This is a genomic window from Planotetraspora sp. A-T 1434 (assembly GCF_025420585.1).
Lineage (GTDB): Bacteria > Actinomycetota > Actinomycetes > Streptosporangiales > Streptosporangiaceae > JAOEGB01.
The window spans coordinates 66,080-87,359 of record NZ_JAOEGB010000009.1 but is presented as its reverse complement, the minus strand read 5'-3'; the positions used below and the strand labels follow the sequence as shown (position 1 = coordinate 87,359).

15 protein-coding genes are annotated in these 21,280 nt (G+C 69.7%); 5 read left to right on the top strand and 10 right to left on the bottom strand.

What is annotated here, in order from left to right; genetic code table 11:
• Positions 1–25: 25 nt before the first annotated feature.
• The 9 genes from N5079_RS13815 to N5079_RS13775 all read right to left on the bottom strand — a co-directional run bounded on the left by N5079_RS13815 (position 26) and on the right by N5079_RS13775 (position 10,321).
• Positions 26–1,426, bottom strand: a complete 1,401-nt coding sequence (locus N5079_RS13815; protein WP_261584063.1) for an LLM class flavin-dependent oxidoreductase — start codon at positions 1,424–1,426, stop codon at positions 26–28.
• Complete coding sequence (locus tag N5079_RS13810; protein WP_261584062.1) at positions 1,423–2,343, bottom strand: ABC transporter permease; 921 nt, start codon at positions 2,341–2,343, stop codon at positions 1,423–1,425. The genes N5079_RS13815 and N5079_RS13810 overlap by 4 nt, the downstream gene beginning before the upstream one ends.
• On the bottom strand, positions 2,336–3,163 hold the full coding sequence (locus N5079_RS13805; RefSeq protein ID WP_261584061.1) for an ABC transporter ATP-binding protein: 828 nt from the start codon (positions 3,161–3,163) through the stop codon (positions 2,336–2,338). The genes N5079_RS13810 and N5079_RS13805 overlap by 8 nt, the downstream gene beginning before the upstream one ends.
• Positions 3,160–4,170, bottom strand: coding sequence for an ABC transporter substrate-binding protein (locus N5079_RS13800; protein ID WP_261584060.1), 1,011 nt, complete (start codon positions 4,168–4,170; stop codon positions 3,160–3,162). The genes N5079_RS13805 and N5079_RS13800 overlap by 4 nt, the downstream gene beginning before the upstream one ends.
• Before the next feature lie 318 nt (positions 4,171–4,488).
• Entirely contained in the window at positions 4,489–5,400 is a 912-nt protein-coding gene (locus tag N5079_RS13795; RefSeq protein ID WP_261584265.1) for an ROK family protein, read from the bottom strand.
• A gap of 5 nt (positions 5,401–5,405) precedes the next feature.
• Positions 5,406–7,121, bottom strand: coding sequence for a class I mannose-6-phosphate isomerase (locus N5079_RS13790; RefSeq protein WP_261584059.1), 1,716 nt, complete (start codon positions 7,119–7,121; stop codon positions 5,406–5,408).
• 58 nt (positions 7,122–7,179) lie between these two features.
• Complete coding sequence (locus tag N5079_RS13785; RefSeq protein ID WP_261584058.1) at positions 7,180–8,109, bottom strand: carbohydrate ABC transporter permease; 930 nt, start codon at positions 8,107–8,109, stop codon at positions 7,180–7,182.
• Positions 8,106–8,993, bottom strand: coding sequence for a carbohydrate ABC transporter permease (locus N5079_RS13780; RefSeq protein WP_261584057.1), 888 nt, complete (start codon positions 8,991–8,993; stop codon positions 8,106–8,108). Before N5079_RS13780 ends, N5079_RS13785 begins: the two co-directional genes overlap by 4 nt.
• Entirely contained in the window at positions 8,990–10,321 is a 1,332-nt protein-coding gene (locus N5079_RS13775; protein ID WP_261584056.1) for an ABC transporter substrate-binding protein, read from the bottom strand. The genes N5079_RS13780 and N5079_RS13775 overlap by 4 nt, the downstream gene beginning before the upstream one ends.
• A 232-nt stretch (positions 10,322–10,553) precedes the next feature.
• Here N5079_RS13775 and N5079_RS13770 point away from each other — a divergent pair, with 232 nt between their 5' ends.
• The 3 genes from N5079_RS13770 (at position 10,554) to N5079_RS13760 (ending at position 15,101) form a co-directional block, all read left to right on the top strand.
• A complete protein-coding gene (locus N5079_RS13770; RefSeq protein WP_261584055.1) occupies positions 10,554–11,348 on the top strand; it encodes a FadR/GntR family transcriptional regulator in 795 nt (264 codons plus the stop codon).
• A complete protein-coding gene (locus N5079_RS13765; RefSeq protein ID WP_261584054.1) occupies positions 11,345–12,391 on the top strand; it encodes an enolase C-terminal domain-like protein in 1,047 nt (348 codons plus the stop codon). Before N5079_RS13770 ends, N5079_RS13765 begins: the two co-directional genes overlap by 4 nt.
• Before the next feature lie 97 nt (positions 12,392–12,488).
• On the top strand, positions 12,489–15,101 hold the full coding sequence (locus N5079_RS13760) for a discoidin domain-containing protein (protein WP_261584053.1): 2,613 nt from the start codon (positions 12,489–12,491) through the stop codon (positions 15,099–15,101).
• A gap of 73 nt (positions 15,102–15,174) precedes the next feature.
• Here the strand turns inward: N5079_RS13760 and N5079_RS13755 are convergent, their stop codons facing one another.
• Positions 15,175–16,251 carry an MBL fold metallo-hydrolase gene (locus N5079_RS13755; RefSeq protein ID WP_261584052.1) on the bottom strand — a complete coding sequence of 359 codons (1,077 nt, stop codon included), beginning with the start codon at positions 16,249–16,251 and terminating at the stop codon, positions 15,175–15,177.
• A gap of 410 nt (positions 16,252–16,661) precedes the next feature.
• On the opposite strand from N5079_RS13755, the gene N5079_RS13750 reads away from it, so the two are divergent.
• Positions 16,662–17,327, top strand: a complete 666-nt coding sequence (locus N5079_RS13750; RefSeq protein WP_261584051.1) for a B3/4 domain-containing protein — start codon at positions 16,662–16,664, stop codon at positions 17,325–17,327.
• 171 nt (positions 17,328–17,498) lie between these two features.
• Positions 17,499–21,209 carry a multifunctional oxoglutarate decarboxylase/oxoglutarate dehydrogenase thiamine pyrophosphate-binding subunit/dihydrolipoyllysine-residue succinyltransferase subunit gene (locus N5079_RS13745; protein WP_261584050.1) on the top strand — a complete coding sequence of 1,237 codons (3,711 nt, stop codon included), beginning with the start codon at positions 17,499–17,501 and terminating at the stop codon, positions 21,207–21,209.
• The last annotated feature ends 71 nt before the right edge of the window (positions 21,210–21,280 follow it).

Sequence of the window (21,280 nt, the reverse complement as noted above, 5' to 3'; positions counted from 1 at the left end):
TTCGTGATACCCCGCCGGCCGGCGGTCACGAGGCGACCACCACCGTGTCGTTCACCGTGTTCTCCGCCCTGGTTTCTCCCGTGCTGTCCGCCGTGTCGCCGGAAGGGCCCTCTGCGGGCTTCGCGGCGTAACGGCTGACGGGGCGGGCCAGGCCGTAGTTGTCTCGCAGGGTCTGTCCCTCGTACTCGTACCGGAACAGCCCCCTGGCCTGGAGCACGGGGACCACGTGGTCCACGAAGTCCTCCAGGCCGCTCGGCAGGATGGGCGGCATGATGTTGAACCCGTCGGCCGCGCCGTTGACGAACCACTCCTGGATCTGGTCGGCGACCTGCTCCGGGGTTCCGGCGACCACGCGGTGCCCGCGGCCGCCCGCGAGCCTGCCGATGAGCTGGCGGAGGGTCAGGTGCTCCCGCCGGGCCAGGTCGGTGACGAGCTTCAGCCGGCTCTGCTGGCCCTCGGTCTGCCGCGTGATCTCGGGCAGCGGCTCGTCCAGCGGGTGCTCCGACAGGTCGACGCCGAGGATGTTGGACAGCTGGGCCACGCCGTACGCCGGGATGGTGAGGTCTTCCAGCTCCTTCTCCAGCCGGAGCGCCTCCTGCTCGGTGGATCCGAGGATGGGCGAGATGCCGGGGAGGATGACGATCTCCTCGGGCCGCCTGCCGTACCGGGACGCCCGCGCCTTGAGGTCGGCGTAGAACTCCTGGCCCTCCTCAAGGGTCTGCTGGGCGGTGAAGACCGCCTCGGCGTGCCGCGCGGCGAACTCCCTGCCGTCCTCGGACGAGCCCGCCTGGACGAGCAGCGGGCGGCCCTGGGGCGGACGCTGGGTGTTGAGCGGGCCCTTCACCCGGAAGTGGTCGCCCGTGTGCTCGATCTGGTGGATCTTGCCGGTGTCGGCGTAGACGCCGGCGGCCCGGTCGCCGAGGACCGCGTCGTCCTCCCAGCTGTCCCATAGCTTGGTGACGACGTCGAGAAACTCGGAGGCGCGCTCGTAACGCTGCCGGTGTGCGGGACGGTCGATGCCGAAGTTGTGGGCCTCGGCCTCTCCGGCGGAGGTCACGATGTTCCAGCCCGCCCGGCCCTCGCTGATGTGGTCGAGCGAGGCGAACTTGCGGGCGACGTGGAACGGCTCGTTGTACGTCGTGGACACGGTCGCGATCAGCCCGACGTGGTCGGTGACGGCGGCCAGCGCCGACAACAGCGTCAGGGGCTCGAGCCCGCCCAGCGCGTTGTGCTTCACGTTGCCCCACAGCGCGAGGCCGTCGGCCAGGAACACCGAGTCGAGCCTACCCCGCTCCGCGATCCTGGCAAGGTTCTGGTAGTGACGGACGTCGGTCAGCCGGTCCGGCTCGCTGAGGGGATGCCGCCAGGCCGCCTCGTGGTGCCCGACCCCCATCAGGAAGGCGTTGAGGTGCAGTTTCCTGGTCATGTGGTCCTCCACGTGGAAAATCGACGCTCCAGATGGACCAGGAGCTGGTTGAAGAGCAGGCCGATCACCGAGATTGTGATGATCCCGGCGTACATGTCGTAGATCCGGAAACTCGACTGGGCGGCGTTGATGAGGTAGCCGAGCCCCGCCTTGGCGCCTACCATCTCGGCGAACAGGAGCACGAGTATCGAGTACGCCCCGGCGAGCCGGATGCCCGTGAAGATCGTCGGGACGGCGGCGGGCAGCAGCACCTTCTGGAACAGCCGGATCGAGGAGAGGCCCATCGACCTGGCCGACTTGATCAGTAGCGGGTCGACGGTCTTCACGCCGCTGATCGTGTTCAGCAGGATCGGCCAGGAGCAGGCGTAGAAGACGAAGGCGACCTTCGACGTCTCCCCGATACCGAGGATGAGGGTGAAGACCGGCAGCAGGGCCACCGGCGAGGTGTTGCGGAACAGCTCCAGCACCGGGCTGACGAACTCGGCCACCGGCTTGTACCAGCCGATCAGCAGCCCGAGCGGGATCGCCGCCACGATGGCCAGGCCGAATCCGGCGAGCGACCGGACCAGGCTGGCCTGCGTGTGGTCGAGCAGCTCGCCGCTGCGCAGCAGGCCGTACCACGCGACGAGGTCCTCGGACACGGGCGGCAGGAAGACGCGGTCGACCACTCCCGTCCGGGGCAGGACCTCCCAGAGCGCCAGCAGCAGCCCGACGGCCAATGATCGCTTGCCGAGGCCGCCTGCCGCCCGCAGGCGGCGGGCTGCCCGAGACCTGCGCGACGGCGCGGCACCCCGCGCGGGCGCGGTGACGGCCGTGTCCGGGGCCGGTCTCCCGGCCGTCACTCCCGGGCCGGCCGCTGTGCCGGGGCGCGCGGCCGTACGCGAGGGGACGGGACCTGAGGTCAGGGTGTCAGCCAACGCCCGCCACCTCCTGCGCCCGCGCGGCGGCGACCTCGTCGCGCAGCAGGGTCCACAGCTGATGGCGGTACTCGCCGAACGCCGGATCGGCCCGCAGGTCGCCCTCGCGGGTGTCGAACTCCACGCCGATGACCTGCTTGATCCGGCCCGGCCGGGAGGTCATGACCGCCACCCGCTGGCCGAGGTACACGGCCTCGTCGATCCCATGGGTGATGAAGATGATCGTCTTTCCGGTCTTCTCCCAGATGCTCAGCAGTTCCTCCTGGAGCGACTCACGGGTCTGGGCGTCGAGCGCGGCGAACGGCTCGTCCATCAGCAGCACGTCGGGGTCGAACGCGAGACTCCGGGCGATGGCCACCCGCTGCCGCATGCCGCCCGACAGCTCGTGGGGATATCGCTGGTCGAACCCGGTCAGCCCCACGAGGTCGAGGTAGTGCCGCGCCTTCTCCGCCCGCTCCTTCTTGGCGACTCCCTTGGCCTCCAGGCCGAACTCGATGTTGGCCAGAGCCGTACGCCACGGGAACAGCGCGTACTGCTGGAAGACGATCCCCCTGTCCAGGCCCGGACCGGTGATGCGAGTGCCGTCGAGGAGGATCTCGCCCGAGGTGGGGGCGGCCAGGCCGGCGACGAGGTCGAGGAGCGTCGACTTGCCGCAGCCGCTGGGGCCGACGAGGGTCAGGAACTCGCCCTCGCGCACGTCGAGGGTCACGTCCTCGATGGCGGTGAACACCTCGGCGGAGTCCCGGACCTGGAAGACCTTGCTCACCCCGCGAATCCCGATCTTCGTGCCGCCCGTACGGCTCTCGCTCGAGGCGGTCACTGGGCACTCCCGTTGGCGTAGGAGTTGAAGGAATTGGTGTAGAGGTCTGAGAGCTTCACCTGGCCGGGCTGAAGCTCGCCCTCCCGCTGGAGCCAGTCGATCCACGTCTGGAAGTCCTTGTCGCCGATCAGGCCCCCCTTGGCGGAGACGCCGTAGCTCTTCCAGTAGCCGATTGCCGTGGCGTCCTCGCTGCGCTTGCGCTTGGCGATGATGGACTTGAACCGGGCGACGACCTCGTCACGCGGGTGGGTCTTGCTCCACTCGATCGCCTTGGCGACCCCGGTGACGAAGGTCCGGGTCGTGGCCGGGTTCTTGGCGATGAAGTCGTCGCGCAGGACGTAGGTCCCGGCGTTGAAGGCGCCGAGCAGCTCGTAGTCGGTGAAGAGCGGGTGGATGCCCCCGCGTTCGAGAGCCTTGTCCCGCAGGATCCCGCCGAGCGTGCCCACGTCGATCTGCTTCTGCCGGAGCGCCTGCTCGGTATTCACCGGGGGCGTGACGACCAACTCGACCTGCTTGATCTCCTCCTTGGTCAGCCCGGCGCGCTTCAGGTACTCCTTGATGACCGCCTCATGGTGCGCGCCGAGGGTGTTGACCGCGATTTTCTTGCCGATCAGGTCGCGCGCGGTCTTGATCGGGCTGCCGTCGAGGACGTAGTAGCCGTTGTAGGCGTCCTTGTCCGAGCCGTAGTAGCTGATGACGGCCTTGATCGGCGCCTTCGCGGCGACGAGCTTGATGACCGCGCCGTTGAACGCGCCGCCGAAGTCGGTCTGCCCGGTCGCGGCCGACTGGATGTCCTGGGGGCCGCTGATCGTGTTGCCGACCCACTTGAGCTTGACCTTGCCCAGGTAGCCGAGGTCCTCGGCGAGCTCGGGAGGGGTGACGGCGCCGACGCTGCCCTGGTAGCGCAGCTCGGTGACCTCTCCGTCACCGGACGCGCCTCCGGACGACCCGCAGGCGCTGAGCGCGACGAGAAACGTAAAGACTAGGACTAATCTGAACTTGTTCATGGAAACCCTCAGAGCTGTACGCGCTGGCTCGCGCGGCCGATCCGGTCGCGCGGCGGGGGATAGGAAGGGGGGAGGAGCCGCCCACGTCGATGGGGCGGCCTGCCCGTCTCCGGGACGGGGGTCTTTCCTAGAAGGCGCGGCGACACTGGGCGCTGACCACGTGGCCGAAGTCCACGTGAGCGCGCCGGATCAAGTACAAGCCCTGGCTCATACCGGAGACGCTAAACGCATCCGGGAGCATAGTCAACAATTCCTACTGGATTTACATAGAATGCCCTTGAGGCGACACTCAACGTGAACGCCTCATCTCCGGGCCTCTCAGGTCGTGATCGCGTGCCAGGCGGCGCCGGCCTCCACCGACTGCTCGAAGCCGGTCGTCAGCTCGATGGGGAGGGCGGCCAGCGACGGGCGCGTCCGAAGCAGACCGGCGCGCAGCGGAGGGGCGACGAGGTCGAACGAGGCCGCGATGCCGCCGCCGAGCACCAGCGCCTCCGCCTCGAAGTCCGCCAGCCAGGGGGCGAGAGCGCGTCCCAGCGCCGTCAGCGGTGTGGAGAGGGACTCCGCGGCGCCGGGATCGCCCGCCCGCGCGAGCCCCGCCAGTGTGGCCACGTCGGTGGCACCCCTGGCGGACCGCCGCCGGTATCGGGCGAGGATCGCGCGCCGGCTGACCACGTCCTCCAGAGGGGCGCCGTCGATGCGGAGGAGATCCGCGCGTCCCTCCGGCGGTACGCCGATCCCCTCCGTCACCACCCGGCCACCGGCGACGAACGCGGACCCGACGCCGGTGCCGAGGGTGATCGCGACCCCGCGCCGACGTCCGGCCAGGACCCCGCGGCGGAGCTCTCCCAGCGCGAAGGCGACGGCGTCGTTGAGGAAGACGATCCGCTCAGGTGCGGGATCCAGCGCGCGGGTCAGCGCCGCCCGGACGTCCACGCCGTCGAGCCCGTCGAACTTCCCCACGTCGCGGAACCGCCCGATGCCCGTGGCGTACTCGAACGGCCCCGGCATCGCGATGCCGACCGTACGGCCGGACATCGAGCCGAGCGTGTCGAGAGCCGACGCCAGCGTGCCGACGATCTCGCCGGCCGTGCCCTTGGCGTCCAGGCCGCGACGGTGCCGCGACCCCGCGACGGTCGTCCAGGTGCGGGTCTCCACCAGGGCGGCGGTGACGTGGGTGCCGCCCACGTCCAGCGTGGCCACCGCCGGCGCACTCTCCAGGCCCGTCCCCACGTCCCTCAACGGACGAGAGCCTTGACGAGACGGGCGGGCTGATCGTCGGCCGTCACGCGGTAGGGGCCCACGGCCGCGGGCACGACGATCGTCTCCGCATAGGCCAGCGGGTGCCGTCCTTCGGCGGTCTCCAGGACGACACCGTCGCCCTCGACCACGTTGAGGACATGGAACCGCCCATCGGTGTCCTGCCGCGCGGCTCTTCCGGCGTCGATCCGGAGCCTGCGGACCTCGAAGAACATCTCGGGCAGGGAACCGAGCACCTCTTCCTCCCACCCGTCGCCACGGCTGAGGACCTGCGGCTGCTGCACGAGATCCGTGGCCACGGCGGGACCGCTCCGCCTCCGGTTGAGGTTCCGGAAGGCGTGGGAGACATGGACGGGGCGCTGCGCACCGTCGCCGTCCCGGCGCAGCCAGTCGTAGAACCGCAGGGAGTAGAGGTAGGGGGTCGCGCTGACCTCCAGCACCACGTTGCCCTTGCCGCTGCCGTGGGGAGTCCCGGCGGGGATGAGGAAGAGCCGATGCAGCTCCGCGGGGAAGGTCTGGACGAACCGCTCGACGTCGAAGGGCAGGCCGTGGTCGTCCGCCGCGTGGGCGAGCCGCTCGAACTCGGCCAGGTCGACGTCCTCCCGCAGGCCGAGGTACACGACGGCGTCCTCGCCGCCGACCATCATGTAGTAGGTCTCGTGCTGCGTGTACGGCCAGCCGAACACGTCGCGCATGTAGTCGTCGCGGGGATGGCAGTGCACGGACAGGCTGCCGCCGCCCACCGTGTCGAGGTAGTCGAACCGGATGGGGAACGAGCTTCCGAACCGCTCGTGCACGGCCTCCCCCAGCACGGCGTGCGGCCGTAGGGCCACCAGGAGCTGGAAGGGGACCTCCACGGCCGCCCGGCCGCGCTCACCCAGCAGGATGCCGCTCTCCGGCGCGATCAGCTCGTAGCCGAGGGCGGTGTTGCGGCCCTCCGACGGGAAGCCGAGCGTGCCCTTCGCCCACTGGCCGCCCCACGAGGTGGTGTTGAACGTGGGACGGGTCCGGAACGGCCCGCCGGCGAGGGCGGCCAGGCTGTCCCTCAGGTCGTCCCCGCGGATGGACGTGGGGAACGCCGCGTCCCGGGTGTCGATCCAGAGATCGACGGTCTCCGCGAGGGCGTCGCGGTGCCGGTCGAGCAGGGGCCAGTCGATGTAGAAGAGACGCCGGGTCGTCGGCGGCCCGTCGTCCGGCCGCTGCCCGACGTTCCGCTCCCGGCCCGCCGCGACGGCGCTCTCCGCGTACCTCTTGGGAAGGTCGGCGTACCAAATGGCATCCGGGCCCGCCAGGCTCGCGCCGGGGCCGTACACCAGCATGAGGTCCCGGGCCATCGAATCTGGCCCGCCCGTGTGAAGAGGCACGTCGTCGAACAGGTCGGCGAGCGTGCCGCCGGGCAGGGTGGCGAAGTCGGGGTCGTCGGCGAGCTCCTCTACCGGCGCGGTCCTGCGCACGACCTCCTTCCACTCGACCATGTGGTCGCGCGCGTCGAGGACGCGCACCCGGATGCCCCGCTGCTCGGCGGCCTTCCGCAGGCCGCTGACCAGCGCCGCCCAGTCGAGGATCTGCGGGCCGTCCACAGCCAGCACTCCCCCGCCCGGCAACTCGGCCGCCAGGGCGTCCCAGCCGCCGCGAACGCCCGCGCCGAGAGCGGGATAGGTCGGTTCCGGATCGTACGGACGGACGGTGGACACGGGGTCACATCACCTTCGGGGTCGTGAGAAAGCTAGGAGAGGGTGGGTGCGGGGCTCGTCAGCCCTTGACGGCGCCGCCGATCTGCCCCGCCCGCAGATAGCGCTGAGCGACGAGGAAGATCACCAAGATCGGCCCGACGGTGATGAGCGCGGCCAGCGCCGCCTCCGGCTGGTGGATCGGCAGCGTCGTCGCGCCGTACGACGGGTTGACTGCGCCGGTGGAGCTGATCAGGGTCTGCAGGCCGAGCTGGAGGTTGTACCTGCCGTCGTCGGACAGCATGACGAACGGCAGGAAGTACTGGTTCCAGGCCTGTACGAAGCAGAAGAAGCCGGTGAGTCCGAGGGCCTGACGGCCCAGCGGAAGCCCGAGGGACAGGAAGGCCCGCCACTCCGACGCGCCGTCCAGCCGGGCGGCCTCGACGAGGCTGCGCGGCAGATTGTCGTTGTAGTACAGGTACGTCAGGTAGACCCCGAAGGGGAAGAACGCGCTCGGCAGCACGACCGACCAGATGGAGTCGATCAGCTGGAGCTTCACCATCTCCAGGTAGAGCGGAAGGATCAGCGCGGCCTGCGGGATGATCATGGTCACCAGGGTGGCGTTCAGCACCAGCCGCCGCCCCGGGAAGTCGTACATCGCGAGGGCGTATCCGGCGGGGGCCACCATGAGCAGCGAGAGCACCACCGCCCCCATCGAGTAGCCCAGCGAGTTGGCGAGCCACTTCAGGACCAGCCCGTCGCCGAACGTCATCAGGTTGGACCACGAGCGGCCGAGGTCGGCGAACGAGCCGAACGTCAGCGACGAGCCGGAGGTCAGCCGGTCGCGCGTGTGGGTCGGCGCGAGCAGGAGCCACAGCAGCGGGATGACGAACGCGGCGGCGGAGACGAGCATCACGACCGCCCCGACGACCGAGCCGGCGCGGCGCGGGAGTCGCCCCGAGCCGGTGTCCGGTGCGGCCGTCGTGGCGGTGCTCGCGTGCAGCGCGGTCATCGCGCCCCCTTCCTGGCGCCGGTCGCGTAGAGATCGGTCTTGGCGATCACGATCGCCGCCACCAGCAGGCCCACCCCGAGCAGCATCAGCGACAGGGAGGCGGCCATGCCGAAGTTCCCCCGCTGTGTCGCGAAGAAGTAGGCGAGCTGGTTCACCGACCACGTCTCGCTGACCTGGCTGGTGAACGCCGAGCGCAGCACCTGCGGCTCGACGAAGATCTGCGTGCCGTACGCGAAACTGGAGATGAGCATGAGGGAGAGCTGCGGCCGGATGTGCCGCAGCTTGATGTACCTCGTCACCTGCCAGGCGGTGGCCCCGTCGACGCGTGCGGCTTCGAGGATCTCGGGGGGCACCGTGTTGAGCGCGGCGTACACCACGACGATCCAGCCTCCGGCGGTGACCGTCGTGGCCATCACCGTCAGCACGACGGGGAGCCCCTGCCCGGACAGGAGATCGGTTCCGGAGGACACGCCCGCGAGCCGCAGCAGCGGCGAGAACGGGCTGATCCCCGGGCTGAGCATGAACAGCCACAGCAGGGCCGCCGCCGCACCGGTGACGGCCCCGGGCAGGTACCACGCGAAGCGGCTCGCCGCCGACAGCCGCCCACCGCGCTGGTGGGCGAGCAGCGACAGCCCGGTCACCAGCACCAGCATGGTGGGCAGCCAGAGGCCGAGGTACGTTCCCACGTTCCGCACCGACGGCAGGAGCCGCGCGTCGGCCAGGACCGCCGTCCAGTTGGCGAGGCCGGCGAAGGCCGCCTCGGGGGTCTCGAACGAGACCCACACCGCGTAGACGGCGGGCGCCACGCCGAACACGGCGAGGAAGATCAGGTATGGCGCGAGGAACAGGTACGGGGCGGCGTGCCGCTTCCGTGGCTGCGTCATTGGACCACCGTGTAACCCGCGTCCTTCGCCGCCTGGGTCAGCTGCTCGGCGTACTTCGGCAGCAGGCCGGCGAGCGGCTGCTTGTCCTGGATGCCCTTGGCGACCGTCTCGTTGTAGCCGTTGATGACCGTCGCCGCGTAGCGGGTGTACTTCCAGTTCTCGCGGATCAGGTCGGCCTGCGCCTCGAAGACGGGCGAGGGGTCCTCGGCGTAGTAGGGGTCGTTCGCCTTGCCCGCCATCCAGGCCTTGGCCGCCGGGCGGAAGGCCGGGTAGGTCGGCTGCTTGCTCTGCAGGCCGACGTCGGTCGTGAGCCAGGTGATCAGGTCGACCGCGCCCTGCGGGTTGGCGGCGTGCTTGCCCACGGCCCAGACCCCGCCCCCCACGGCGCCGGAGTATCCGGTGCTCTCACCTTCCCAGGTGGGCATCGGGGCAGCGGCGAGCTGGCCGGCCGGGGTCTTGTAGGTCGGCTTGAAGGCGAAGTCCCCCGCCCACGACGCGAACGGAAGCATCAGAATCTTCCGCTTGGTGCCGAGGGCGACGAACGCCGGGTCGAACTCGTCGAGCCGCGACACCGAGCCGTTGTCCAGCATCGGCTGGAGCAGGTCGTTGACCCGCGTGCACTCCACCGCCGTGGCGTTGATGCGGACCGTGGTGCTCGACTGGGCGTCGGTCATCGGGCAGCCGCTCGACTGGTAGTAGGTGAACAGCATGCCGTGCGCGCCGAGGGCGCCCACCACGTATCCCGGGTGGTCGGCGGCCACCTTGGCGCCGAGCTCCTGGTACTCCTTCCAGGTCTTCGGCACCGCGTAGCCGAACTGCTTCATCAGGCCCTTGTCGTACCAGAGCACGGTCTGGGCGATGTCGTTCTGCAGGCAGTAGAGGTGGCCCTCGATCGTGCAGTTGGAGACGGAGCTCTTGGCGAATTGGCCGACGACGTCCTGCTTGACCTTCCCGTCCAGCGGAGCCGCCCAGTCGTACGGCTTGGCCTGCAACGTCGCGATGTTCTCCCCCGTGAACACGACGTCGGGCCAGCCCCGCCCCGACCGGTTGGCCAGCTGGACCTTGGTTTCGATGTAACCGGACTCGTTCGGGATGGTGACCAGGTCGATCTTCGCGGCGGGATGCGCCTTCTGGTACTCCTGCACCATCGGGACGCGGGTCGCGTCCGCCCAGACCACGATCTTGGCGTTCGGGTCGGCGGAGGGTCGCGCCGCGGCCGTCCCGCCACCGCCGGTGCCGCAGGCGGCGAGCGCGAGAGCGGCGGCGAGGGCGGTGCCGGCAGTGGTGGTGGCGGTGCTCACGGCACGGACGCGTGGTCGACTGCTCATGGGGGACCCCTTCGTTCGGGTGGGACGCAGCCGTCCGAGTGATGTATCAGATCTATTGGTCTCACCATGGAGATCTGATGGCTGTTGGAGCGTAAGTATTCGAGCGCCCTACCCGGAATGTCAAGGACGGATCCGGCAAATAGATCGGGTCTATTTCCAATCTGTTGCTGATGTGCCATGCTGCTCGCGGATAGATCTGATACTTCCAGTGGCGCCGTATCGAGAGGACGACATGAGCCCACGCCCCGCCCCCGACGAGGGCGCCTCCCCGCCCGAGCCGGCTCCCGCGCCGACGAGCTACCGCCCCGGCTACGAGCTCGTGGCCGAACGGTTGCTGGCCTACATCGCCGAGGAGAAGCTCCAGCCAGGAGACCGTCTTCCAACCGAGCAGCGGCTGGCGGAGATCTTCCAGTCGGGCAGGTCGGTCACCCGCGAGGCCATCAAGGTCCTGGCGGCGATGGGCCGGATCAAAGTGCGCAAAGGTGCGGGAATCTTCGTCGCGGTGCCCTCGAACGCCGTCGCCGAGGAACAGGTGGCCTACTTCCAGCCGACCAACCTGGAACACGTCCTCATGATGTTCGACCATCGGCGGCTCATCGAGGGAGAGACCGCGCGCCGGTCCGCCGGCCTCGCGACCCCGCTTCAGGTGCGCGCGATCCGCGAGGCGGCGGAGCAGTCCCTCAACGCCGCCCCCGGATCCGACCACCGTGAGTTCGCGCGCTTCGACCGGCTCTTCCACGACGCCGTCGCCGCCGCCTCCGGCAACGTGTTCCTCCAGGCGGCGGTCACGACCCTGCGGGACTTCGCGCAGCAGTCGGACCTGCTCCTCTTCCACGGCGACCTGCCCGGGTCGCTGACCGTCGCGGCCCGCCAGCACCTCGCCGTCGCCGAGGCCATCGCCTCCGGCGAGCCCGAGGCGGCCGCCGCCGCGATGGTCGCGCACATCGACACGACGCAGGCGCAGTTCGAACGCAAGATCAGAGACCGGCTGCTCAACGTCGTCGGCGAGCCCAGGGATGAGTCATGAGCGGGACCACGATCCGGGACGTCTGGGTGGAGCTGGTCCGGCTGCCCGCCCAACCGGATCTCCACTGGCGGGACGGCCTGCCCGGCCCCGAGCCGGAACGCACCGGCGGCGTCCTGAAGATCCGCACCGAGGACGGAGTGGTGGGCTCCGCGCCCACGCCCCGCGGCGTCATCGCCGCCGATCTCGTCGAGCGGCGGGTCCGCGACGAGCTGGTCGGCCAGGACGCGCTGCGCCGCGAATGGCTCTGGCACCGCATGTGGGAGCTCGACCGGATCGAGGAGTTTCCGCTGTACTTCCTCGGCCTGGTCGACGTCGCGCTGTGGGACATCGCCGGCCGGCTCGCGGGGCTGCCCGTGCACGAACTCGTCGGCAACTTCCGCGACGCCATCCCGGCCTACGCGTCCACCGTGACCTACGGGTCGATCGAGGAGTATCTCGACGTCGCCGACCAGTGCGTCGAGCGCGGCTTCGGCGCGATCAAGCTTCACGCCTGGGGGGACGTCGACCGCGACGCCGAGCTGGCGCGCAGGCTGCGCGAGCACGTCGGGGACGGCTTCCCGCTGATGTACGACGGCTCCGCCGGCTTCGACCTGGCCGACGCGGTCCGGCTCGGGCGGGCGCTCTCCGACCTCGGCTACCTCTGGTACGAGGAGCCGATGCGGGAGTTCAACATCACGAGCCACCGATGGCTGGCCGAGCGGGTGCCGGTGCCCCTCCTGGTGGGGGAGACGAGCGACGGCTCCCACATGAACATCGCCGACTTCATCAGCTCCGGCACCGCCACCTACGTCCGGACCTCCGCCATCTTCAAGGGCGGAGTCACCGGCGCCATGCGCATCGCCCACCTGGCCGAGAGCTTCGGGCTCCGCGCCGAGGTGCACGGCATGGGCGTCGTCAACCAGCACCTGTGCATGTCGATCCCCAACACGACCTACTACGAGGCGCTGGTCTGGGGAAACCCCATCGTCACCGACCCCTCCGTCGGCGCCGACGGCATGGTCCGCGCGGCCACCGAGCCCGGCTTCGGCGACCCCGTCGCCTGAGCCCCCATCACCCCGCCCCCTTCTCACAACCCCTGTCCCTTCTCACAACCCCCTTGCACAAAGCCCTTCTCGAAGGGCCCTTCTCTAAGGCGAACCGATGGTTCCATGGCACCGCCTCTCGCGGCGTTCGAGACTTCTCCTCCTCTCCGCCGTCGTCACTCTCCCGCTCATCCCCTCCTCCATCTCCGTGACCGCGACGGGCGCGAGCGCGGACGGCGCGACCGACTTCTACGTCTCCGTACGCGGTGACGACGGCGGCCCCGGCACCCGGGACCGGCCCTTCAAGACCCTGGAGCGCGCCCGCGACGCCGTGCGCGGCGTCAACGGTCAGATGAACCAGGACGTCGTCGTTCACATCGGCGACGGCACATACGTGCTGGACAGGCCGCTGGAGCTCACCGCGGCCGATTCCGGCGCCAACGGCCACGACGTCATCTACCGGGCGCTGCCCGGCCGTCACCCGGTGATCAGCGGCGGCCGTACGATCACCGGCTGGACGCTGTACGACGCGGCCAAGAACATCTACCGCGCCGACGCCGGTGATCTCGACACCCGGCAGCTCTACGTGGACGGCAAGCGCGCCACCCGGGCCCGCACGCCCGACAACCCGGCGACGTTCACCAAGACCGCCACCGGGTTCACCACGTCGGACCCGGCGATGGCCGCCTGGAAGAACCAGTCCGGCATCGAGATCGTGAGCCGGAAGGACTGGAAGCTCCTCCGCTGCCCGGTGGCGTCCATCACCGGGTCGGACATCACCGTGCGGGAGCCGTGCTGGCACAACGCCAACCTGCACACCGGCATCGGCATGGAGCAGCCCACCTGGATCGAGAACGCCTACGAGCTGATCGACCAGCCCGGGGAGTGGTACCTCGACAAGGGCGCCCACGCCCTCTACTACAAGCCCCTGGCCGGCCAGGACCCGCGCACGGTGACCGTAGTGGCCGGAAAGCTGGAGTCGCTGATCAAGGGCACCGGAACGGTCAGCGCGCCGATTCACAACATCCGCTTCGAGGGGCTGACCTTCTCCCACTCCACCTGGCTCGCGCCGAACACCGACGAGGGCTACGCCGACGTGCAGGCCGGCTTCCACATCGTCGGGGCCGACAACCCGAACTTCGACGCGACCCGTGACCTGTGGGCCAAGACGCCCGCCGCGGTGACGTTCGAGAACGACCGCGACATCACCTTCAAGCGCAACGTCTTCACCCAGCTCGGCGCCGCCGGGCTCAACCTCGACGCCGGCACCAAGGACGCCAAGGTCAAGGGCAACCGGTTCGCCGACATCTCCTCCGCCGGCATCCAGCTCGGCGGCATCTCCGCCGGCGACCACCACCCCGACGACCCCCGGCGGGTGACCGAGGACAACACGCTCGCCGACAACGTCGTGACGAACGTCGCCGCCGAGTACGCCGACGCCGTGGGCATCTTCGTGGGCTACACGACGAGGACCTCCGTCACCCACAACAAGCTGTACGACCTGCCGTACAGCGCGATCTCCATCGGCTGGGGCTTCGGGCTGACCGACCCGGCGGGCAACCCGTCCTACCCGGGCAACTCCGGCGTCCCGATCTACGACACGCCGACGACGAGTATCGGCAGCACCATTCAGACGAACCTGATCTACGATGTGATGAAGAAGCTGTCCGACGGCGGCGGGATTTACCACCTCGGCGCAGACCCCGGCACTGTGATCTCGCGCAACTACATCCACGACGTCGGAGACACGGGCTACGGCCCCATCTACCTCGACGAGGGCAGCCGCTACGTCCGGGTCACCGAGAACGCGCTCTGCCGCCTCAAGGTCAGGTGGCTCCTGATCAACGGCGGCGGGGCCCGGCACAACACGGCGGAGTACAACTTCACCGACAACGCCACGACGGCCCTGCAGGGCAGCCCCAACAACGTCGTCGCGAACAACACGACGGTCTCGGGCTGCGACGCGCTCCCGGCGTCCGTGACCGGCGAGGCCGGGCTCGAACCCGCCTTCCGCGACCTCGACCCCGGCCAGCCGTCCGCGGACCACACCGCCCCGAGCGCGCCCACGGGGCTCCAGGCGTCCGCCGTCCTCCCCACGGTCGCCGACCTGAGCTGGACCCCGTCGACCGACGACACGGGCGTGACCGGCTACGAGATCTACCGCGACGGCCGGCTCGTCAGCGCGGGGGCGTCCTCCCCCGTGCGGATCAGCGGCCTGACCCCCGGCAGCACCTACCCGTACACCGTCCGGGCACGTGACACCGCCGGCAACCTGTCGGACGAGAGCACGCCGGTGGTGCTGACCATGCCGGGCGCCGTCAACCTCGCCCTGGGCAAGACGGCCACCGCCTCCTCCGAGTTCTCGTCCGACTACACCCCGGCCAAGGCCGTCGACGGCTCCATGAGCAGCCGATGGGCCCAGGGATCCGGGCTGCCCGACCCGTCCTGGCTCCAGGTGGACCTCGGGTCGGTCAAGCAGATCACCGCGGTCGTGACGACCTTCGAGAAGTCGAACGGCTACAAGTACAAGATCGAGTACTCGGCCGACTCCGGCGAACCGGCCAACTGGAGCACGCTGGACGACCACACCTCCACCTACACCACCGCCCAGACGAACTACTCGCTGAGTGGCAGCGCGGTGAACGCCCGCTACATCCGCATCACCGTCACCGACTCCAGCTGGAACGGCGGCAGCGTCTTCGAGCTCGCCGCCTACGGCCCGACCAGCTGAGGCCGGATCTCACGAAACACCACGGGCGCCCTCGTCACCAGACGGGGGCGCCCGTGCCGTACGTGGGAACTGCCTACGCCCGGCCGGCCGGGTGCCAGATGTCCGGTTCCCCGGGGACACGGGACACCAGCCCGCGGGCCTCCAGCCACACGAGGTGGGCGAGCGTCTCGTTGTTGGCGCTCCGCTGCATGAACGGGGGGATCGTCTCCCACGGCCGCGACCACGTCAGCCGGGTGGCGAGCTCCCAGCACGTGCTGCCGCCGGACTCTGCGAGGACCCGCTCGACCTCCGTGAGCCGCTCCTCGTGGTGGCCGATCACGTAGTCGACCCGGTCCGCCAGCTCCAGGAACCGGAACTCGTGGGCGGGCAGCACCTCGTCCACGTCGAGCTTGCCGACGGCCCGCAGGGAGTCGAGGTAGTCGGCGAGCGGGTTCGCCGACGACTGAGGGTGCACCGCGACGATCGGAGTGATCTTGGCGAGCACGTGGTCGCCGGAGAAGAGCAGCCTGCGCTCCGGCTCGACGAAGCACAGGTGGCCAGGCGAATGCCCCGGCGTCCAGATCGCCCGGACGTCCCATCCCGGCAGGTCGAGCCGGTCGCCGTCCTCGATCAGGCGATCGGGCGCGGCCATCGTCACGAGCTGGCGGAGGAACATCGAGGCCCCGGCCAGCTCCTGGGCCGTCAGGGGCGGCACGCCGCACCTGAGCAGCAGCTTCCGCTCCCGGTCCGCCAGCGCGTCGATGGCCGACTCGTCGTAGCGGTCGTGGAGCAGCCGCGCGTCCGCCGGGTGCAGCCCGATCCACGCGCCCGACACCTCCCGGATCCGCCCCGCCAGGCCGTAGTGGTCCGGATGGATGTGCGTGACGAGCACCGCCTTGACGTCGGTGACCTCGTATCCCGCGGTCCGGAGACCGGCCTCCAGCGCTTCGTACGCCTCGTCGGTGTTCCACCCGGCGTCGATGATCGCGACGCCGCCGGAGATCTCCAGCGCGTAGACCAGGACGTACCGCAGGGGGTTGATGGGGATGGGCACCGGGATGGACCACAGGCCCGGCCGCACGCGTTCCACCTCGGGCAGCGTCCTGCCGAGCCACGCGGCGCGCTGCTCCTCGCTCGCCGCCGTCACCATCACCTTGGTCACCTTGGTCATCCCGTCGCACCCCTTTCGCACCCCCGATTGTGCCCCCTCACCGAATAACGTTCTACTGCAGGTGCCGTACAGCGAGCGGAGCCCGAGTCCCACCAGCCGAGAGCCCCCCACCCTCCGCCGTGATCATGCACACCTTCCCTGCCAATGGCTCCTACCTGCGCATCACCACTTCGTGATCATGCGCGGGTTCCCGGGTACCGTCCCCCACCTGCGGCTTGCCGATTGGTGATCATGCAGTTGCTTGACCTCGCGCCATGCATGGTCACGAACCGTGTTTCCGCAGGCCGAGCGCCGCCGGAAGGACTTTGTGCATGATCACGAACAGCGTTTGCCCAGCTCGCGCCTCTTCCCGGGAACCTGTGCATGATCACGCCGGACTTGGGCGGTCGGGTGGGCTCTAACCTGGGGGCGTGATCGACGACATCCGGGTGGACCCCGCCGTCACCGCGCTGCGCCCCGACTTCGCCGTGCTGGTCATCGGCGCGTACGGCCTGCGCAACGGGCCCTCTGACGACAGGTCGCGCGGCTGGCTCGCCGACGCGGCGGCGGAAGCCGTACCGCTCGACCACGAGAAGATCGAGGCGTGGCGCGCGGCCTACCGGGCGTTCGGCGCCAAGCCGCAGCGGACCCGGCCGTCGGTCGACGCCCTCATCCGCCGGATGCCGCTCCCCGAGATCAACCTCGTGGTCGACGCCTACAACGCCGTGTCCGTACGGCACGGCCTGCCGATCGGCGGCGAGGACCTGGGCCGCTACGAGGGCCACGCCCGCCTGGTCCGGGCGGCGGGCGACGAGCCGTCCGACGAGGCGCTCGGCGACCCCGAGATCGGCGAGGTCGTCTGGCGCGACGACGCGGGCGTCACCTGCCGGCGGTGGAACTGGCGGCAGTGCGTCCGCACGAGGATCACCGAGGAGACCGTGGACGCGCTGTTCCTGCTGGAACGGCTGGAGCCGCTCTCGCTCGGCGAGCTGGACGCCGCCGGCGCGGAGCTGGCCGGGCTACTGACCGCCATCACGCCGGAAATCCGGGTGGAGACCCGCCTGATCAGCGGCGACGCCAGTGTGACCATGCGGTAAGTGTCACCTCACCACCCAGACGGACTACCCGCGCGTGACCTGTTTGATCGGTCCTGGGAGGATGGACCGGGACCTGCGGCCTCAGGGGCGCACCTCACTGTTCAGGGCGAGTAGCCTTGGACAGGTTCATCTAACATCAACGCCGATCTGCGGAAGAAGGCGATTTCCGCCGTGTCGTCTGAGTCGTCGCGGACAAACCCGCTGGCAAGCTTCGGGCAAAACGAGTGGCTTGTCGACGAGCTCTATCAGAAGTATCTCGAAGATCCCGAGTCTGTGGACAAGGCCTGGTGGCACTTCTTCGCTGACTACAACGGAACGGGGAAGTCAGCTTCCCCCAAGACCCCCAACGGAACGTCGAACGGCGCAACCGCCGTCGCTCCCCCTCCCCCCGCTGCTCCGGCCCCCGCCGCTCCGGTGACCCCGGCGCCGCAGACGGCTCCGCAGGCGCCCGCTCCGCAGGCGAAGGCGCAGCCCGCTGCCGCTCCGGAGAAGCCCAAGGCCGCCACCCCGGTGCCGGTCGGCGCGGCCGAGGAGAAGCTGCGCGGCGCCGCCGCCCGCACGGCCCTCAACATGGAGGCCTCGCTGGCGGTTCCGACGGCGACCAGCGTGCGGGCCGTTCCCGCGAAGCTACTCATCGACAACCGCATCGTGATCAACAACCACCTCTCCCGCGGGCGCGGCGGCAAGATCTCCTTCACGCACCTGATCGGCTTCGCGATCGTCAAGGCGCTCAAGGCGATGCCCGAGATGAACCACTCCTACGCCGAGGTGGACGGCAAGCCGGTCCTCGTCAAGCCGGAACACGTCGGCCTCGGCCTAGCCATCGACGTGCAGAAGAGCGACGGCAGCCGCCAGCTCCTCGTGCCGTCGATCAAGGCCGCCGAAGCGATGGACTTCCGCAAGTTCTGGGTGGCCTACGAGGACGTGGTCCGCAAGGCCCGCGCCGGGAAGCTCGGCGTCGAGGACTTCCAGGGCACCACGATCTCGCTGACCAACCCCGGCACGATCGGCACCGTCCACTCGGTGCCGCGCCTGATGCCCGGCCAGGGCACGATCATCGGCGTCGGCGCGATGGAGTACCCGGCCGAGTACCAGGGCGCGTCGGAGGAGACGCTGTCCCGCCTGGCGATCAGCAAGGTCATGACGCTGACCTCCACGTACGACCACCGGATCATCCAGGGCGCCCAGTCGGGTGACTTCCTGCGCCGGATCCACCAGCTGCTGCTCGGGGCCGACGGCTTCTACGACGAGGTCTTCGAGTCGCTCCGCATTCCGTACGAGCCGATCCGCTGGGTCCAGGACATCTCGGCCACCCACGACGACGACGTGGCCAAGTCCGCCCGGGTCATCGAGCTGATCCACGCCTACCGTGTCCGCGGCCACCTCATGGCCGACACCGACCCGCTGGAGTACCGCCAGCGCAAGCACCCCGACCTCGACATCAAGTCCCACGGCCTGACCCTGTGGGACTTGGAGCGCGAGTTCGCGACCGGCGGCTTCGGCGGCCGCCCCCTCATGAAGCTGCGCGACATCCTCGGTGTGCTCCGCGACACCTACTGCCGCACGGTCGGCATCGAGTACATGCACATCCAGAACCCCGAAGAGCGGGCCTGGATCCAGGCGCGGGTGGAGAAGCCGCACGCCAAGCCGGGGCGTGAGGAACAGCTCAACATCCTGCGCCGCCTCAACACCGCCGAGGCGTTCGAGACCTTCCTCCAGACCAAGTACGTCGGGCAGAAGCGGTTCTCGCTCGAAGGCGGCGAGTCGCTCATCCCGCTGCTCGACTCCGTCATCAGCTCGGCCGCCTCCGACAGCCTCGACGAGGTCGTCATCGGCATGGCGCACCGCGGCCGGCTCAACGTGCTGGCCAACATCGTCGGCAAGTCCTACGCCCAGATCTTCGGCGAGTTCGAGGGCAACCTCGACCCGCGCAGCGCGCACGGCTCCGGCGACGTGAAGTACCACCTCGGGGCCGCGGGCGACTTCGTCGCCGCGGACGGCACCAAGATCGCCGCTTCGGTGGTGGCCAACCCGTCCCACCTGGAGGCCGTCGACCCCGTCCTCGAAGGCGTGGTCCGGGCCAAGCAGGACCTCCTGGAGCGTGGCGAGGAGGGCTTCACCGTCCTCCCCGTGCTCGTCCACGGCGACGCGGCGTTCGCCGGCCAGGGCGTGGTCGCCGAGACGCTGCACCTGTCGCAGCTTCGCGGCTACCGCACCGGCGGCACGGTCCACATCGTGGTCAACAACCAGGTCGGCTTCACCACCAGCCCGGCCAGCTCGCGCTCCTCCGTCTACGCCACGGACGTCGCCCGGATGATCCAGGCGCCGATCTTCCACGTGAACGGCGACGACCCCGAGGCCGTGGTCCGCGTCGGCAGGCTCGCCTACGAATACCGCCAGGCGTTCCGCAAGGACGTGGTCATCGACCTGGTCTGCTACCGGCGGCGGGGCCACAACGAGGCGGACAACCCGAGCTTCACCCAGCCGCTGATGTACGACCTGATCGACGCCAAGCGGTCCACCCGCAAGCTCTACACCGAGGCGCTGATCGGCCGCGGCGACATCACCGTCGAGGAGGCCGAGCAGGCGCTCCGCGACTACCATGAGCAACTGGAGCGGGCCTTCACCGAGACCCGCGAGGCCACCAAGCGGCCGCTGGAGCCGGGCGCGGTCGTCGCGCCGGAGCCGGACGAGCTGATCCCGTGGTCGCACGAGGACACCAAGACGGCCATCTCCGAGGAGACGGTCAAGCGGGTCATCGACACCCAGCTCAACCTGCCCGAGGGCTTCACGGTGCACCCGCGCCTCGCCCCGGTTCTCCAGCGCCGCGGCGCCATGATCACCGAGGACGCGATCGACTGGGCCACCGGCGAGACGCTCGCCTTCGGTTCGCTTCTGATCGACGGGCACCCCGTCCGCATGGCCGGGCAGGACTCCCGCCGGGGCACCTTCGGCCAGCGGCACGCCGTGCTCGTCGACCGGGTGACCGGTGAGGACCACACCCCGCTCAAGGCGTTCAACCAGGAGACCGCGAAGTTCTACATCTACGACTCGCTGCTGAGCGAGTTCGCGGCGATGGGCTTCGAATACGGCTACAGCGTGGTCAGGCCGGACGCCCTGGTCGTCTGGGAGGCCCAGTTCGGCGACTTCGCCGACGGCGCCCAGTCGATCATCGACGAGTTCATCTCGTCGGGCGAGCAGAAGTGGGGCCAGCGCTCCTCGGTCGTGCTGCTCCTGCCGCACGGCTACGAGGGCCAGGGCCCTGACCACACCTCCGCCCGCATCGAGCGCTACCTGCAGATGTGCGCGCTGGACAACATGACCGTGGCCCAGCCCACCACCCCGGCGAACTACTTCCACCTGCTCCGCTGGCAGGTGCTGTCGAACCGCCGCAAGCCGCTGATCGTGTTCACGCCCAAGTCGCTGCTGCGGTCCAAGGCCGCGGCGTCGGCGACGGCCGAGTTCACCTCCGGCGCCTTCCAGCCGGTCATCGGCGACGCGAGCGTCGACCCGTCGGCGGTCACCAAGGTCGTCGTCTGCTCCGGCAGGATCTACTACGACCTCCTCGCGGGGCGGGAGAAGGCCGGGCGCAAGGACGTGGCGCTCGTCCGCCTGGAGCGGCTCTACCCGTTCCCGGAGAACCCGCTGAAGGCCGAGCTGGCGCGGTACAGCGACAGCGTCGAGCTCGTGTGGGCGCAGGACGAGCCGGTCAACATGGGCCCCTGGCCGTACCTCACGCTCAAGATGGTGGAGAAGCCGGAGCTGTTCGGCGGCCTCACCATGCGGCGCGTCTCCCGCACGCCGAACTCGTCGCCCGCGACGGGCTCCCACTCCAAGCACGACGCCGAGGTGGCCGCGATCCTCAACGCCATCTTCGGCTAGCGCGGAGGGCGCGAGCCGTACGACACCATGGAAGTCCCCCACGGTCCCGCTGTGGGGGACTTCCCCGTAAC